This is a genomic window from Novosphingobium lentum NBRC 107847 (genome assembly GCF_001590965.1).
Taxonomy (GTDB): Bacteria; Pseudomonadota; Alphaproteobacteria; order Sphingomonadales; family Sphingomonadaceae; genus Novosphingobium; species Novosphingobium lentum.
Genome location: NZ_BCTW01000009.1, coordinates 100046 through 114831 on the forward strand (window position 1 = coordinate 100046; position 14786 = coordinate 114831).

13 protein-coding genes and 1 tRNA gene are annotated in these 14786 nt (G+C 67.0%); 6 read left to right on the forward strand and 8 right to left on the reverse strand.

Translation table 11 applies throughout. The annotated features are described in order from the left end of the window. Positions 1 to 139: 139 nt before the first annotated feature. On the forward strand, positions 140 to 904 hold the full coding sequence (locus NL2_RS09715) for a crotonase/enoyl-CoA hydratase family protein (RefSeq protein WP_068074404.1): 765 nt from the start codon (positions 140 to 142) through the stop codon (positions 902 to 904). Positions 905 to 1004: 100 nt separating this feature from the next. On the opposite strand, the gene NL2_RS09720 is transcribed toward NL2_RS09715, so the two are convergent. After that, positions 1005 to 1079: transfer RNA gene (locus NL2_RS09720), tRNA-Val, on the reverse strand. A 123-nt stretch (positions 1080 to 1202) separates the two neighbouring features. After that, a complete protein-coding gene (cpdR, locus tag NL2_RS09725) occupies positions 1203 to 1580 on the reverse strand; it encodes a cell cycle two-component system response regulator CpdR (protein WP_068074407.1) in 378 nt (125 codons plus the stop codon). A 195-nt stretch (positions 1581 to 1775) separates the two neighbouring features. On the opposite strand from cpdR, the gene NL2_RS09730 reads away from it, so the two are divergent. After that, complete coding sequence (locus NL2_RS09730) at positions 1776 to 2741, forward strand: N-formylglutamate amidohydrolase (RefSeq protein WP_068074177.1); 966 nt, start codon at positions 1776 to 1778, stop codon at positions 2739 to 2741. Positions 2742 to 3047: 306 nt separating this feature from the next. Here the strand turns inward: NL2_RS09730 and NL2_RS09735 are convergent, their stop codons facing one another. Continuing rightward, complete coding sequence (locus NL2_RS09735; RefSeq protein WP_068074180.1) at positions 3048 to 3830, reverse strand: SapC family protein; 783 nt, start codon at positions 3828 to 3830, stop codon at positions 3048 to 3050. 167 nt (positions 3831 to 3997) lie between these two features. Beyond that, on the reverse strand, positions 3998 to 5413 hold the full coding sequence (locus NL2_RS09740) for an FAD-binding oxidoreductase (RefSeq protein WP_068074182.1): 1416 nt from the start codon (positions 5411 to 5413) through the stop codon (positions 3998 to 4000). Between the two features lie 159 nt (positions 5414 to 5572). On the opposite strand from NL2_RS09740, the gene NL2_RS09745 reads away from it, so the two are divergent. Beyond that, entirely contained in the window at positions 5573 to 6205 is a 633-nt protein-coding gene (locus NL2_RS09745; protein ID WP_068074184.1) for a hypothetical protein, read from the forward strand. A gap of 169 nt (positions 6206 to 6374) precedes the next feature. Next, the gene (locus tag NL2_RS09750; RefSeq protein ID WP_068074186.1) at positions 6375 to 7952 is read left to right on the forward strand and encodes a DEAD/DEAH box helicase; all 1578 of its coding nucleotides are present in this window, start codon (positions 6375 to 6377) and stop codon (positions 7950 to 7952) included. A gap of 125 nt (positions 7953 to 8077) precedes the next feature. Here NL2_RS09750 and NL2_RS09755 read toward each other — a convergent pair whose 3' ends face one another. Together NL2_RS09755 and NL2_RS09760 are read right to left on the reverse strand one after the other, a co-directional pair. Continuing rightward, a complete protein-coding gene (locus NL2_RS09755) occupies positions 8078 to 10330 on the reverse strand; it encodes an ATP-dependent helicase (RefSeq protein WP_245647641.1) in 2253 nt (750 codons plus the stop codon). Positions 10331 to 10406: 76 nt separating this feature from the next. Then, the gene (locus NL2_RS09760; RefSeq protein ID WP_068074190.1) at positions 10407 to 10634 is read right to left on the reverse strand and encodes a hypothetical protein; all 228 of its coding nucleotides are present in this window, start codon (positions 10632 to 10634) and stop codon (positions 10407 to 10409) included. A 258-nt stretch (positions 10635 to 10892) separates the two neighbouring features. Between NL2_RS09760 and NL2_RS09765 the strand changes: the two genes are divergently transcribed. Together NL2_RS09765 and NL2_RS09770 are read left to right on the forward strand one after the other, a co-directional pair. After that, on the forward strand, positions 10893 to 11690 hold the full coding sequence (locus NL2_RS09765; RefSeq protein WP_068074192.1) for a hypothetical protein: 798 nt from the start codon (positions 10893 to 10895) through the stop codon (positions 11688 to 11690). Positions 11691 to 11964: 274 nt separating this feature from the next. Beyond that, entirely contained in the window at positions 11965 to 13272 is a 1308-nt protein-coding gene (locus NL2_RS09770) for an MFS transporter (protein WP_068074413.1), read from the forward strand. Here the strand turns inward: NL2_RS09770 and rsmD are convergent. Beyond that, entirely contained in the window at positions 13241 to 13792 is a 552-nt protein-coding gene (gene rsmD / locus NL2_RS09775; protein WP_068074194.1) for a 16S rRNA (guanine(966)-N(2))-methyltransferase RsmD, read from the reverse strand. The two genes, NL2_RS09770 and rsmD, sit on opposite strands and share 32 nt — an antisense overlap. Beyond that, positions 13789 to 14718, reverse strand: coding sequence for a pseudouridine synthase (locus tag NL2_RS09780; protein ID WP_084356010.1), 930 nt, complete (start codon positions 14716 to 14718; stop codon positions 13789 to 13791). Before NL2_RS09780 ends, rsmD begins: the two co-directional genes overlap by 4 nt. Positions 14719 to 14786: the final 68 nt, after the last annotated feature.

Sequence of the window (14786 nt, forward strand, 5' to 3'; positions counted from 1 at the left end):
ACCGCCGCTTTAGCACGCGAGCGTCGCCTTGCAAGGCGGGGCGGCGCGAGAAATCGCGGCATTTCGGGCTGGACAGGCGCGGCGGATCGCGTGCAAGGTTTAACCGATCGATTAAACCGACGGCGTGGGAGTGGACATGATGAGCGAACCCGAAGTGCTAACCGAAGTTGCCGACGGTGTCCTTATCGTCACCATCAACCGCCCCGAAGCGAAAAACGCGATGACCAAGGCTGCGGCCGAAGGAATCTCGGCGGCAATGGACCGGCTTGAGGCGGATGCCGATCTGCGCGTTGCGATCCTCACCGGCGCGGGCGGCACATTCTGTTCGGGCATGGACCTCAAGGGCTTCCTGCGCGGTGAATCGCCGGTGGTCGAAGGGCGCGGGTTCGGTGCGCTGTCATCATGGACTCCGCAGAAGCCGGTGATCGCGGCGGTCGATGGCTTTGCGCTGGCGGGCGGCATGGAACTGGCGCTGTCGTGCGACCTGATCGTCGCCAGCGCGGGCGCGAAGTTCGGCATCCCCGAAGCCAAGCGCGGGCTGGCAGCGGCGGCGGGCGGGCTGATCAAGCTGCCGCGCCAGATTCCCCCGCGCATCGCGATGGAACTGGCGCTGACGGGCGATTTCATCGACGCGCGCCGCGCTTATGAACTGGGCTTCGTCAACCGCGTGACCGAAGGCCCGGCGCTCGAAGGTGCCATGGAACTGGCCGCGCGGATCGCCCAGAACGGGCCGCTGGCGCTGATCGCCGCCAAGGGCGTGATCCGCGATTCGCACACGTGGTCGGATGCCGAGATGTGGACGAAGCAGGACGAATACATCCGCCCGGTGTTCGCCTCGGCCGACGCGCGCGAAGGCGCCACCGCCTTTGCCGAAAAGCGCAAGCCGAACTGGTCGGGGCAGTAGCGCCGGGGCCATGGCGTGCAGGCGGCGAGGGCCCCTGCCGCGCAACGAAAAAGGCCCCGCAGTGCGGGGCCTTTTCTTCAACCGTTGCCGGTCTTGCGAATGGTGGGCGTAGCAAGGATTGAACTTGCGACCCCTACGATGTCAACATAGTGCTCTACCACTGAGCTATACGCCCGAACCAGTCGCGTCGCGACGCCTTCCGGCGCGGCGAAGCAGCCCCTTAGCGAGCGGGAAGCAAGCTTGCAAGGGCGCTTGGGTGCCGTCAAATGCGCCTGCAGCGCATTTGACGGCAATCCCGTTAAATCGACCCCGTCATCGCCTGGTCCTCGAACACACGTTCCACTTCCAGCACCAGGTCGCGCAAGTGGAACGGCTTGGACAGCACCCGCGCACGCGGCGCCTCGCGGTTGGCCTTCAGGGTTACCGCTGCAAAGCCGGTGATGAACATGACTTTGGTCGATGGGCTGATCTCGGCACAGCGCTGCGCCAGCTCGATGCCATCCATTTCGGGCATAACGATGTCGGACAGCAGCAGGTCGAAATGCTCGGCCTCGAGCAGCGGCACGGCCGCGGTCCCGCGATCGACCGCCGTCACGCTATAGCCGGCGTTCTCCAGCGCGCGTGCCAGGTAGGCCCGCATGGCCTCTTCGTCTTCGGCGAGAAGTATCCGCAGCATTGGCACCCTGCATTGTTGGTTTGGCGTGTTGGTCGGGCGGCGAAGCACGGCATCGGGCGCGTAGCGGGCGATCGATTCCGGCTGGTTCGAAACGTCATACACCTGTTGAAGTTAAAATTCTGCCATCTTGGTTATAGTGTCGGTGTGACGGTGGCCATCTTTGACACGGGCGCGAATCATCGGCAGCGTCGGTCCATGACCAAGGCGAGTGACAACGCGGACGATTCGCAGCTGGTGCAGGGCGGTATCGTCCCCGGCCATCCCGGCGTTCCCGCCTACTCGTTGCGGCGCAGCGCGGCATCGCCGATCCCGGTGCTGATCGCGGTGCCGCACGCGGGCCGCGCCTATGCCTCCACGCTGCTCGACCGGATGCGCAATCCCGCGTTCGCCGCGCCACGGCTGGAAGACCGCTTTGTCGATCTCCTGGCCGATGCTGTGGCGCGCCGCACCGGGGCGGCGCTGCTGGTCGCCCATGCCCCGCGCGCGCTGATCGACCTCAACCGCGCGACCGACGATATCGACTGGGACATGATGGGCATGCCCGCGCCCGATGCCTCGGCTATGCCCGTCGCCTCGTTCGGCCGCCGCGCGCGCAGCGGGCTGGGGCTGGTGCCGCGCCGGCTGCCCGGTCTGGGCGAGTTGTGGAAGCGCCGCATGGACCACGCCGAGCTCGACGATCGCATTGCCGGCGTCCACGTTCCCTATCACGCCGCGCTGGCCGAAACGCTGCACGCGCTGCATGCGCGCTGGGGCGCCGCGTTGCTGATCGACCTGCATTCGATGCCGCCGCTGCCCGCGCGTAGCAACGAACCGTCGCCCGAATTCGTCGTGGGTGACCGATTCGGCGTGGCCTGCGACGGCGCCCTGATCGCCGAGGCATTTTCCTATTTCGCCGAGATTGGCCGCCGCGCGGCGCACAACCGGCCGTATGCCGGCGGATATGTGCTGGAACGCCATGCCCGGCGCGGCGAGGGCGTCCATGCGTTGCAGCTGGAGATCGATCGCCAGTGCTATCTCGATTCGCGGCTGGCCGAGCCGGGCCCGCGCTTTGCCGAAATGGTCGATCTGCTGGTGGGGCTGGTACAGCGGCTGGCGGGCGATGTCGCAGCGCTGGGTGGCGACGCTGGCGGCGCGCCCATGATCCGCGACGCCGCAGAATAACACTGCGGCGCCCTGCAATCGGGCGAGTCGCGAGCGTGATCGAGGTGAACGGTCCCGCCGTCCCCGGCCAGTACCAAGAAAAAACCACCTGGTGCGTTAACACCAGGTGGCCAAGGTTCAGGGAGGAGGTGCACAAAGTGCACCAGTCACACCGGGCCATGAGGGGAGCACCGGCGCAACACCCACTAGATAGTCCGGCGTATCTGCCGGCGCAAGGGGTCAATTGTCACTGTTCGTCGCAAGCGAAACTTGTTGGCGGCCAATACCGACAATGTTCGTGCTTGATACGATTGTGAACTTTTTGTTTCAGACGGTTTCGGGGATCACGATCTGCGGCACGGGGCCGGTGCCCTGGGCCACCTGCATGCCGAAGATGTTGCTCATCAGCTCAAGCGAGAAGATGTGCGCATACAGCAGCGGCAGCAGCCCGCTTTGCGACCAGCCGCGCAGGACGTCGCCGCGCATCTCGCGCAGCTTGTCCTGGTTCACCATCTGGAACCCGCGATAGATGTAGGGCTGTTCGATGCCGGGCTGCTGGATGGCGACTTCGCCTTCCATCAGCAGGTCGTGCTTGACCAGTTCGTCGATGAACGCCTGCGTGCGCTGGCCAGCCTGTTCGAACTGTTCGCAGAACGCCAGCGCGCTCTTGGTCGCTTCGGACGGCTGGTCGCCGTCAAACAGCGCCTCGCCGTCACCGCCTTCGCCGATCAGGTTGGTGGTGGGATCGAAACACAGCGAAAGCTCGTCCGATTCAGGGTTCAGCTTGGCCAGCAGGAACGGATAGCGGCGCGCGTAAGCGGGCAGGTACACGGGCTGCGTCACCTTGCCAGTGGCATCGACGAACACGTTGACGCCTTCGTTGAGGCCCATCAGGCCCAACGGCACCGGGTTGTCGCCGCTGGCGAAGATGATCGGGAAGTGACGGCCTGCCTGCGGAAATTCTTCGGCGGTGAGCGGGATGGCGTGAAAGCCGACCAGCCACGGGGCGGTTTCGCTGCCCTGCATCTTCCAGTTCGCGTGATCGCGGCTGTTGAGCGGCATCAGGTCGTTATAGAACATCGGCAGGTTGGCTTGCGGCGCGCTGGCCATTGTCGTCTCTCCGGAAAAATCAGCATCGCGACCAGCATGGCGTTTCGCTGGCGGACGGGGAGCGGCGGCTATTAGGGATATGGCGGGCCTAGCGCAAGGTTTGCGCGGTGCGCGCCTGTTTCAGCCAAGCTGACATGCTGCCGTTTTCCCCACCTGCGGAAACATCGCTACAGCAGCTTGCCCGGGTTGAGCAGCCCCTGCGGGTCGAGCGCGGCCTTCACGCGGCGCATCAGCGACAGCGCCACCGGATCGCCCAGCCGCGCCAGTTCGTCGCGCTTGAGCTGCCCGATGCCATGCTCGGCGGAAATCGAGCCGCCCCACTGGGTGACGATGTCGTGCACCTCCCGGCTGATCGCCTTGCCGTCGCCTGCCTGCCACGCGACCGGATCGGCACCCAGCGGCGCGATCACATGGAAGTGGATGTTGCCGTCGCCAAGATGGCCGAAGCCGACCGCGCGCGTCCCCGGCCACGCCGCCTCGATCGCCGGGACCGCGGCGTCCACGAACGCGGGCATCCGGTCGACCGGCACGGAAATGTCGTGCTGCACCGCCGGGCCCTGCGCGCGTTCGGCGGGCGCCACGCTTTCGCGCAGCAGCCACAGGCGCTCGGCCTGGTCCTCGCTCGCCGCGATCGTGGCGTCGGCAATCAGGCCTTGCTCGAACGCGGTTTCGAGCAACTGTTCGGCGCGGGCCGGCAGCACATCGCCGCCATCGGCATCGGCGACCAGTTCAATCAGCGCGTGCCAGTTATGCTCGCCCGCCAGCGGCGCGCGCGCGCCGGGAAGGTGGGCGATCACCGCCGCCAGGCTATGCGCCGGCATCACTTCGAACCCTTCGAGCGCCGGGCCCGCCTGCCGCTGTGCCAGCAGCAGCAGCTCGCGCGCCTTGGCCAGCGAATCGAGCCCCGCCCACAACACGGCGCGCGCGGCGATCGCCGGTTCCAGCTTGAGCGCGGCGGCGGTGACGATGCCCAGCGTGCCTTCGGACCCGATCAGCAACTGCTTGAGATCGAACCCGCGATTGTCTTTCTTCAGCGGCACCAGCGCATCGAACACCGCGCCATCGGCCAGCACCGCTTCCAGTCCCAGCACCAACGCGCGCATCGATCCATGGCGCAGCACTTGCGTGCCGCCGGCGTTGGTCGAGATCAGGCCGCCGACGGTGGCCGATCCCTTGCCGCCCAGCGACAGCGGAAAGCGCAAGCCTTGCGCCTCGGCTGCTTCGTGCAGCACTTGCAGGATTACGCCCGCTTCGCAGGTTGCGGTCCGCGCTGCCGGGTCGATCTGCCGAATCGCCGCCATGCGCCGCAGCGATACGATCAACGCGACACCGCTCTCATCCGGCGTTGCTCCGCCCGACATGCCGCTGTTGCCGCCTTGCGGCACGATGGGCACGCCATGGCTGGCGCACAGTTTGACCAGCGCGGAAAGCTCGGCGGTGCTGGCGGGCGAGGCCATCGCCAGCGCCCGCCCGGTGAAGCGCCCGCGCCAGTCGGTCAGCCACGGCGCCATCGCATCGGCATCGTCGGTCAGACCCTTGGGGCCAAGCAGCGCCGCTGCCTGTTGAAGAAACGCCTCGCGCATTGGGGATGGCTACGGTCACGTCGTGCCGGCGGCAATTCCTTTTTATTCCGCGCGAAGTTAAGCGGGTGTTCAAGCGCACGATGTATGCGGGCAGCTTCGCATGCGAACCGTAAGGGGCGGTTCGCGCGACATGAATCGAGAAGAGCCGCCAGAGCACCGATGCCCAGCCTTGTCCACTTCCTTGCGCCGCTGGCGCTGCTGCTGCCGGTTCCGCCCGGCGACGGGGCGACGACTCCGGGTGCCGGGATCGCGTTGGGTGGCGGGCTGCTGGACCAATCGGACGACGCATCGCTGGTCGATCCGTGGCCGGGCGCGAGCGAGGCCGATGGCCCGCCGCTGGCTTCGCCCGATGGCCCGGCGCGGGGCATGATGTCGGACGCGATGGCGCAGGATCGCTGGGACCAGGTCCGCATCGAACAGCGCATGATCATCCGCATCGCCCCGCGCGGACCCGGTGGACCGGGCTTCCCGATGCGCGACATGTTCGCCGGCATGCCCGATCTGCCGTCCGGTCCCCGGTTCTACGAACGCAAGACCGCAAAATGCCTGTCGGTGGGCGGCATCGCCGGGGTGCAGATCGGTGAGAACGACCGGCTCATGCTGTTTATGCGCGACCAGCGCACGATCGGCGCCAGCCTGGAAAAAAGCTGCAACGCCCGCGACTTCTATTCGGGCTTTTACCTTGAGCGCACCGCCGACGGGATGTTGTGCGCCGGGCGCGACATGCTCCATTCACGCGCCGGGGCCAGCTGTTCGATCAGCCGCTTCCGCGAACTGATCCCCGGCGACTGAACCGGCGCATGGTGCGTGGTCCGGATCGGCGGCAACCGCGCCCGCTTCCTTGACTTTCGCGCGATAATCGTCATAGCGCGCAATTGAAGCGCTGCGGTCTTTATCCGCAGGCGGCGGGCATGCGCGAACCGAATTGCGCGCGACCTGTCCATTCCGGAAATACTAGCACATGAAATTTGCCGATCTCGGCCTGTCAGACGAATTGCTCAAGTCGGTTACCGATGCCGGCTATGAAACGCCCACGCCGATCCAGGCGCAGGCGATCCCCAGCGTGCTGATGATGCGCGACATCATCGGCATCGCGCAGACCGGCACGGGCAAGACCGCCAGCTTCGTGCTGCCGATGATCGATGTCCTGTCGCACGGCCGCGCCCGCGCGCGCATGCCGCGCTCGCTGATTCTCGAGCCCACGCGCGAACTTGCGGCGCAAGTTGCAGAGAATTTCGAGAAGTACGGCGCCAACAGCAAGCTGTCGATGGCGCTGCTGATCGGCGGCGTGCAGATGGGCGACCAGGTCAAGGCGCTGGAAAAGGGCGTCGACGTGCTGATCGCGACGCCGGGCCGGCTGATGGACCTGTTCGGTCGCGGCAAGATCCTGCTCAACGACTGCAATCTGCTGGTGATCGACGAAGCCGATCGCATGCTCGACATGGGGTTCATCCCCGATATCGAGGAAATCTGCACCAAGCTGCCGGCCAACCGCCAGACGCTGCTGTTCTCGGCCACGATGCCGCCGCCGATCAAGAAGCTGGCGGACAAGTTCCTCAGCAACCCCAAGTACATCGAGGTCTCTCGTCCGGCGAGTTCGAACCTCAACATCGCCCAGCACAAGGTCAAGGTCACCTCGCGCGGCAAGCGCGATGTGCTGCGTACGCTGCTCAAGACCGACAACGTCACCACCGCGATCGTGTTCTGCAACCGCAAGACCACGGTGCGCGAACTGGCCAAGAGCCTGAAAAGCTACGGCTTCATGGCGGGTGAAATCCATGGCGACATGGACCAGTCGTCACGCATTGCCGAACTGAACCGGTTCAAGGACGGCTCGATCAACATCCTCGTCGCGTCCGACGTCGCCGCGCGCGGGCTGGACGTGAAGGGCGTGAGCCACGTGTTCAACTTCGACACGCCGTGGCACCCCGACGACTACGTCCACCGCATCGGCCGCACGGGCCGGGCCGGGGCCACCGGTCGCGCGTTCACGTTCGTCGCGCCTGAAGATGCCGAAGCGATCGACAATGTCGAAAAGCTGACCGGCGGCAAGATCCCCGAATACACGCTCGGTGGTTCTGGCGACGGCGCGGCTGCTGCCGAACCGGCATCGGGCGACAGCGAGCGCGAAAAGCCCGCCCGCAGCGCCCGCGCCCCGCGTGAACCCCGCGCGCCCAGGGCTGAAAGAGAACCAAGGGCCGAGCGCGAGCCTCGGGCTGAACGTGAACCGCGTGCCGAGCGCGAACCCCGGCCAGAACGTGCACCGCGTGCCGAACGTGCGCCGCGCGCTGCCGATGTCGAGGCCGATCTGGTGATCGACAGCCCGGTCGATCGCCCCATGGAAAACATCGAGCCTGAACTCGTGACCGCGCAAGCGTCAGCCGAACGTCCCCGCCGCGCACCGCGCGCCGATCGTCCGCGCCGTGACGCGATCATCGCCGATGCCGTACCCGCGCCGCGTCCCGCTGCCAGCATGGTGGCCGATACCGAGACGTGGAACGGCCCGGTCCCGGGCTTCCTCAACGTCTCGGCGCTGTAAGGCCTAGCGAGGCGTTTGCTGCGGCCCCCGCGAAGGCGGGGGCGTCAGGCGGAAACGGGCTTCAAATGCCTGAGGTCCCCGCCTTCGCGGGGACGCATGACACGTCGGTCAAGTCCGCACGGGTGTCACGCCAGCTTCACGAAGCTGTCGATCACGCGCTTGCGGCCGGCGCTTTCGAAGTCGATCTCCAGCTTGTTGCCTTCCTGCGCCGCGACGGTGCCGTACCCGAACTTGTCGTGGAACACGCGCGCGCCCACCGCGATGTCGGCCCGTGGCTTGGCGGCGAAGCTGGCGGCGCTGCGTCCGGGTTCGGCCAAGCGTTTGGGCGTGGCATCGTAGCCGGTCGCGACCGCGCGCTGCCAGCCCGGACCGCGCGTTTGCGTGCGACCCGGTGCGTCGCGGGCAAGGTGCGCGAACGGATCGCCCTGTTCGGACCAGTTGGCGCGCCATAGCGATGCCCCGCCCGACAGCGTGGTCTCCTGCTCGACATGGTCCTGCGGCAATTCGGCGATGAAGCGCGAGGGGATCGAACTGGTCCACTGGCCATAGATGCGGCGGTTGGCCGCGTGCAGGATCGTGCAGCGCCGCCGCGCGCGGGTGATCGCGACATAGGCGAGGCGGCGTTCCTCCTCGAGGCTGGCGAGGCCGCCTTCGTCGAGCGCGCGTTGCGACGGGAACACGCCCTCTTCCCAGCCGGGCAGGAACACGTGGTCGAACTCCAGCCCTTTGGCGGCGTGGATCGTCATCACCGTGATCCGTTCGGCGCTGGCGTCGGCCTCGTTGTCCATCACCAGACTGACGTGTTCGAGAAAATCGCCCAGCGTTGCGTATTCCTCCATCGCGCGCGCGAGTTCGGACAGGTTTTCCAGCCGTCCCGACGCCTCCACGCTGCGCTCAGCCTGCAATGCGGTGGTGTAGCCGCTCTCGTCGAGGATCGTGCGCACCAGTTCGGCGGGGACCAGCGTGGCGGCGGCATCGCGCCAGCGCAGGAAGTCGCGCATCAGCGCGCCCAGCGTGTTGCGCGCGCGCGTCGGCAGTTCATCGGTGTCGCACAGTTCGAGCGCTGCGGCGGCCAGCGGCATCTGCCGCGCGCGGGCGTGGCGGTGCATCTTTTCCAACGTCTTGTCGCCCAACCCGCGCTTGGGGGTGTTGTAGATCCGCTCGAACGCCAGATCGTCGGCGGGCTGCGCCACCAGCCGCAGATAGGCCAGCGCATCGCGGATCTCGGCACGTTCGTAGAAACGAAAACCACCTACTATCCGGTAGTTGAGGCCGATTTGTATGAAACGATCTTCGAACTCGCGGGTCTGGAACGAGGCGCGCACGAGGATCGCCAACGCATCAAGGCTGGCGCCTTCGCGTTCGAGCCGCTCCATCTCCTCGCCCACCCGGCGCGCTTCCTCCGGGCCGTCCCACACCCCGATCACGCGGACCTTGTCGCCGCCGCTCGCCTCGGTCCACAACGTCTTGCCGAGCCGTTCCGAATTGGCCCCGATCAGGCCGGAGGCCGCCGCCAGGATATCGGGCGTGGAGCGGTAGTTCTGTTCCAGCTTGACCACCTTGGCGCCGGTAAAATCCTTTTCGAACCGCAGGATATTGGCCACTTCTGCGCCGCGCCATGAATAGATCGACTGGTCGTCGTCACCCACCACGCAGATGTTCTTGCGCGCCTGCGCCAGCAGCCGCAGCCACAGGTACTGCACCGCGTTGGTGTCCTGGTATTCGTCCACCATGATGTACTTGAAGCGCTGCTGATATTGCTCGAGCACGTCGCGGTGGGTGCGGAAAATGTTGAGCATGTGCAGCAGCAGATCGCCGAAATCGCAGGCGTTGAGCGTCTTGAGCCGGTCCTGGTACAGGCGATAGAATTCCTGCCCGCGCCCGTTGGCATACGCCTCGTTCTCGCCCGCATCGAGATCGGCGGGATTGAGCCCGCGGTTCTTCCAGCGATCGATCAGCCCGGCCAGCTGCTTGGGCGGCCAGCGCTTTTCGTCCAGCCCTTCGGCCTGGATCAGCTGCTTCAGCAGGCGCAGCTGGTCGTCGGTGTCGATGATCGTGTAGTTGGACTGCAAACCGACCAGTTCGGCATGGCGGCGCAGCATCTTGGCGGCGACCGAGTGGAACGTGCCCAGCCACGGCACGCCTTCCACCCCCGGGCCGATCAGCCGGCCCACGCGCTCGCGCATTTCGCGCGCCGCCTTGTTGGTGAAGGTCACGCACAGGATCTCGCTCGGCCAGGCGAGGCGCGAGCGCAGGATGTGCGCCAGCCGTGCGGTCAGCGCGGCGGTCTTGCCGGTGCCCGCGCCCGCCAGCATCAGCACCGGGCCTTCGGTGGCGAGCACGGCGTCGCGCTGCGGCGCGTTCAGTCCCGCGATCAACGGGTCGGTCTGTTCTGCAGGTAAAGTCACCTGGAACGATTAGGGAACGTGGGCGCGCTCTACAAGGGGCGTGCGATCAATAGTTTTGGTCGTAGTCCCGCACATAATCGTCGCGCGTGTGCACGCTGGCCTCGCGATTGGCGATCTCGTTGTGCTGTTTCAGCTCGTATTCGTCGGCGCGCTTGCCGACACGGTGGGCCAGTTCCGACTTGCTTGCGGCATCCACCGCATATCCGGCGCCCGCGCCCAGCAGCACGCACGATCCAATGGACAGCAGCCACACCAACGCGATCGCGGCGAACATGTACCTGGCAATCTGTCTTACGATGTCCACCGACGCCCCCGCCTTTTCGAACAAGCCCGATCTAGTGCGCAGGGTTTAATTTTTGGTACCCGCATTGGATGCCAATCTGGTTCGGGTCGGACCTCGGACTGAAGTCATTTCGTCCCGATCGACCACTGCAGCTGGTCGCGACGATCCACCGGTCCGCCGAGAACGCGGAACCGTACCGCTTGCCCAGCGTATTTCGTGCAAATCCTCAGATCGCATGGAGATTAAAAAATGCGCAAATTTCTTTGCGTGAGCGCGCTTGCGCTCGCCGCAGCCACCCTGCCGTCGGTCGCCGGCGCCCAGTCTTCTTCCCCCGCGCCGGCCGCTGCCGCCGCACCCGCCATGACGGCGGCGCAGAAAGCGACATACAGCGGTTGGCCGGCGGACCTCAAGGCCAAGTACGATGCCTGGCCGGCGACCTATCAGGGCTATTTCTGGACGCTTTCGGCCACCCAGCAGAAAGGCTGGTGGGCGCTGACCGATGAACAGCGCGGCCAGATATATGCCATGACGCCCGATCAGCGCACCACGACGTGGACGTCGATCGAGGCGCAACTTGCCGGATCGCCGCCGCCCGCCGCAGCTGGTGCCGCGCCCGCTGCCAGCGCCGCCGCTGCGCCGGCCCCGGCTGCCGGTGCCGACGCTGCCGCAACGCCGCCGGGCTCGGCGCCGATGGCCGACAGCACCGCTCCGGTGCCAGCAGCGCCCGACAGCGCCGCACCGACCGAGATGGCTTCGAACGATGCCACACCGCAAATGCAGGCCAACCCGGTGGGATCGGACCAGGCGGCCACGGCTACCCCGCCTGCTCCGGCGACCGCTGACAGTGCTGTGCCGCCCGCCCAGCCTGCGGACCCCGGCTATGCCGCCGGGCCTTACAAGGGCGCGCTGACGCAGGCTCCGGCCGAAGCGATGAACAAGAGCTATCCGATCTGCACCAGCAAGGGGCAGGACAATTGCCAGAACCCCGGTGAAGGGGGCGCGCCCGGCAAGAGTCGCGCCGTCAATCACAAGCGGCACAGGGCGTAAAACCTCCTGAAGCTGATGTAAGAGCCCTTCACAGGGTCGCAGGGAAGGGCGTCGGGCAACCGGCGCCCTTTTCGCTGTCCTACTCGCCGTGCCGCTGCCAAGGTGGCGGGATGCATGATCGTCTTTCGCCTGTTCGACACGCGCCGCACGGCCCCGGAATGGGCGGTTCGGGGGAGGGCTCGATCGCTGGGCAGGGGTGTGTAAACTTCGTCAACTTCGACGCAATTGCGCGGTTTGTGGCGATCCGATTGCCGGGTATCGGGGCGCGCCGGTGGTGACCGATTCGCCGCGCGGACCGCTGCGCACCCACGCCCGTATCCTTACCGCCAGCCTCTCCGGGACGGCGGTGGAGTTCTACGATTTCTATATCTACGCCACCGCCGCCGCGCTGGTGTTCGGGCCGCTGTTCTTTCCGGCGGAATCGGCCCAGGCGCAAAAGCTGTTCGCGTTCATGAGCTTTGGGCTGGCGTTCGTCGCCCGTCCGGTGGGGGCGATCGCGTTCGGCCATTTCGGCGATCGCATCGGGCGCAAATCGACGCTGGTCGCCTCACTGATGCTGATGGGCGGATCGACGCTGCTGATCGCGTTCCTGCCGACGTATGCGATGGTCGGCGGGCTGGCGCCGCTGCTGCTGTGCGTGCTGCGCTTCGGGCAGGGTTTCGGGCTGGGTGGCGAATGGGGCGGCGCATCGCTGCTCGCGGTGGAAAACGCGCCGCCGGGCTGGGAAAACCGGTTCGGCTCGGCCCCGCCGCTCGGCGCGCCGGTGGGGTTCCTGGCTGCCAATGGCTTGTTCCTGCTGCTCGGCGCCTGCTTGAGCGAAGCGGACTTCGCGGCGTGGGGCTGGCGCATCCCGTTCCTCGCCAGCGCGTTGCTGGTCGGCCTGGGGCTGTGGGTGCGGCTGCGCATCGCCGAAACGCCCGCGTTCCGGGCAGCGCTGGCGCACGAGCCGCCGCCGCCCGTACCGCTCGGCCGCGTGCTGCGCGATCATCCGCTGGCGCTGCTGGCGGGCAGCGCGGGCGCGATCGCCGCCTTTGCGATCTTCTACCTCTCGACCGCGTTTGCGCTGTCGTATGGCACGACGACGCTGGGCTATCCGCGTGAGAGGTTTCTGGCGGTGCAGCTGGCAGCCAACCTGTTCCTCGCGCTGGGTATCGTGGTGGCCGGGATCACGGCCGATCGCATCAGCGTGCGACGCGTGCTCATCGCCGGCGCGGTGCTGACGATCGTGCTGGGGCTGGTGTTCGGCAGCGGCCTGTCGAGCGGATCGCTTGGTGCGGTGTTCCTGACGCTGGCGGGTGCGTTGTTCGTGATGGGCATGGTCTATGGCCCGCTGGGTGCGTGGTTGCCCACGCTGTTTCCGGTGCCGGTGCGCTACACCGGCGTATCGATCGCGTTCAGCGCGGGCGGGATCGTCGGCGGCGGGCTGGCGCCGATCGCGGCGCAAGTGCTGTCGGTGCAGGGTGGGGCGGGGCCCGTCGGACTGCTGCTCAGCGCTGCCGGGGTGATGACGCTGGCGGGCGTGCTGCTGGCGCGCCCCTTTGCGACAAGGATCAGGCCTTCGGTTTCAGCCGCAACAGGCTGATCCTGGCCTTGCCCACCTTGCGGTCCGCCTCGATCGTGAATGACTTGGTATCGACCACTTCGTCGATATGCGTTTCCAGGCTGACCCAGGTCGCCTCGCCGATCCAGCCGAGCCGGGCCAGCCGATCGATCGCCACCAGTCCGGCACCGCTGCCGTACGGCGGATCGAGCAGCATCAGGTCAACCGGCGCCTTGGCCGGGCCGAGCGCGAGCACCGACGTGGCCCGCACATCGCTGCGATCCTGCGCCTGCAGGCTGGCGATGTTGGTGCGCAGGCTGCGGATCGCGGCGGGGTCCTGCTCGACGAACAGCGCCGATGCGGCACCACGTGACAAGGCTTCAAGCCCCAGCGCGCCCGATCCGGCAAACAGATCGGCCACGCTCAGCGCTTCGAGCGTGCCCAGCCGACTGACCAGCATAGAGAACAGCGTTTCGCGGGTGCGGTCGGCAGTGGGGCGAGTCACGTCCCCGTCGGGCGCCCGCAATTTGCGGCCACGCCATTCCCCGGCAACGATTCTCATTCCGCGCCCAGACCCTTGCGGAACCGCTCGACATCGACCTGCCGCACTTCTTCGGCAGCGCCACGGGGCAGGTCTTCCAGATGGAACGGACCATACGCCAGCCGCAGCAGCCGCGACACTTCGAGCCCGAGAAATTCCAGCACGCGCCGCACTTCGCGGTTCTTGCCCTCGGTCAACGTCAGTTCGATCCACTGGTTGCGCCCGGTGCGCCGCTCCATGTTGGCGTCGATCGGACCATAGCGCATGCCCTCGATCTCGATCCCGTCCATCAGGTCTTCGAGCTGCGACTGGGTGACATCGCCATAGGTCCGGGCGCGATAGGTGCGGGGGATGCCGCTGGCGGGCAGTTCCATCGCCCGTTTCAGCTCGCCGTCATTGGTCAGCAGCAGCAGGCCTTCGGTGTTGAGATCGAGCCGGCCGACCGGCATCATGCGCGGCGTGCCAGTGGGCAGCGCGTTGCGCAGCGCATCGTAGATCGTCGGCCGCTTCGCCGGATCGCGCTCTGCCGTGATCAGGCCCGCCGGCTTGTGAAACCGGAACAGGCGGGCAGCAGCGGGCGGGGCGACCGGCTTGTCATCGACCGCGACGCCGCGCAAGTTGAGCAGCACCGTGGCGGGCGTATCGATCACCGTGCCATTGAGCTTGACCCGGCCATCGGCGATCATCCGCTCGACCTCGCGGCGCGAGGCGATCCCGGCGCGAGCGAGCAGCTTGGCGATACGCTCGCCATCCCGGGGCGGCAGGCTGGCATCCTTCGGCGTGGCCGGGGCACGTGGCCCGGATGTCGGAACGCGCGGCTTGTAGCGTTCGCCCGGCACGGTTTCGCCGCGTTCGGGCAGCTTGCGGCGGCGGCTGGCGTCCTCGTTGCGGGACGGGGAGCGCGAAGGCGTGCGCGAGGGCGGCTTGGATGGCGGTCTGGCGGGCATGGACGGGCCTTACGCCGCCTGCTCGCCCGCGTCACCTGATCTTCGCGCGACGGTGGCGGGCGATCTCA

What these genes read in the sequence shown, in the direction of transcription:
- NL2_RS09715 (WP_068074404.1), top strand. Translation starts at nt 140, where the DNA reads ATGAGCGAACCCGAAGTGCTAACCGAAGTTGCCGACGGTGTCCTTATC.
- cpdR (WP_068074407.1), bottom strand. Translation starts at nt 1,580, where the DNA reads ATGCTGCGGATACTTCTCGCCGAAGACGAAGAGGCCATGCGGGCCTAC.
- NL2_RS09730 (WP_068074177.1), top strand. Translation starts at nt 1,776, where the DNA reads ATGACCAAGGCGAGTGACAACGCGGACGATTCGCAGCTGGTGCAGGGC.
- NL2_RS09735 (WP_068074180.1), bottom strand. Translation starts at nt 3,830, where the DNA reads ATGGCCAGCGCGCCGCAAGCCAACCTGCCGATGTTCTATAACGACCTG.
- NL2_RS09740 (WP_068074182.1), bottom strand. Translation starts at nt 5,413, where the DNA reads ATGCGCGAGGCGTTTCTTCAACAGGCAGCGGCGCTGCTTGGCCCCAAG.
- NL2_RS09745 (WP_068074184.1), top strand. Translation starts at nt 5,573, where the DNA reads ATGCCCAGCCTTGTCCACTTCCTTGCGCCGCTGGCGCTGCTGCTGCCG.
- NL2_RS09750 (WP_068074186.1), top strand. Translation starts at nt 6,375, where the DNA reads ATGAAATTTGCCGATCTCGGCCTGTCAGACGAATTGCTCAAGTCGGTT.
- NL2_RS09760 (WP_068074190.1), bottom strand. Translation starts at nt 10,634, where the DNA reads ATGTTCGCCGCGATCGCGTTGGTGTGGCTGCTGTCCATTGGATCGTGC.
- NL2_RS09765 (WP_068074192.1), top strand. Translation starts at nt 10,893, where the DNA reads ATGCGCAAATTTCTTTGCGTGAGCGCGCTTGCGCTCGCCGCAGCCACC.
- rsmD (WP_068074194.1), bottom strand. Translation starts at nt 13,792, where the DNA reads ATGAGAATCGTTGCCGGGGAATGGCGTGGCCGCAAATTGCGGGCGCCC.
- NL2_RS09780 (WP_084356010.1), bottom strand. Translation starts at nt 14,718, where the DNA reads ATGCCCGCCAGACCGCCATCCAAGCCGCCCTCGCGCACGCCTTCGCGC.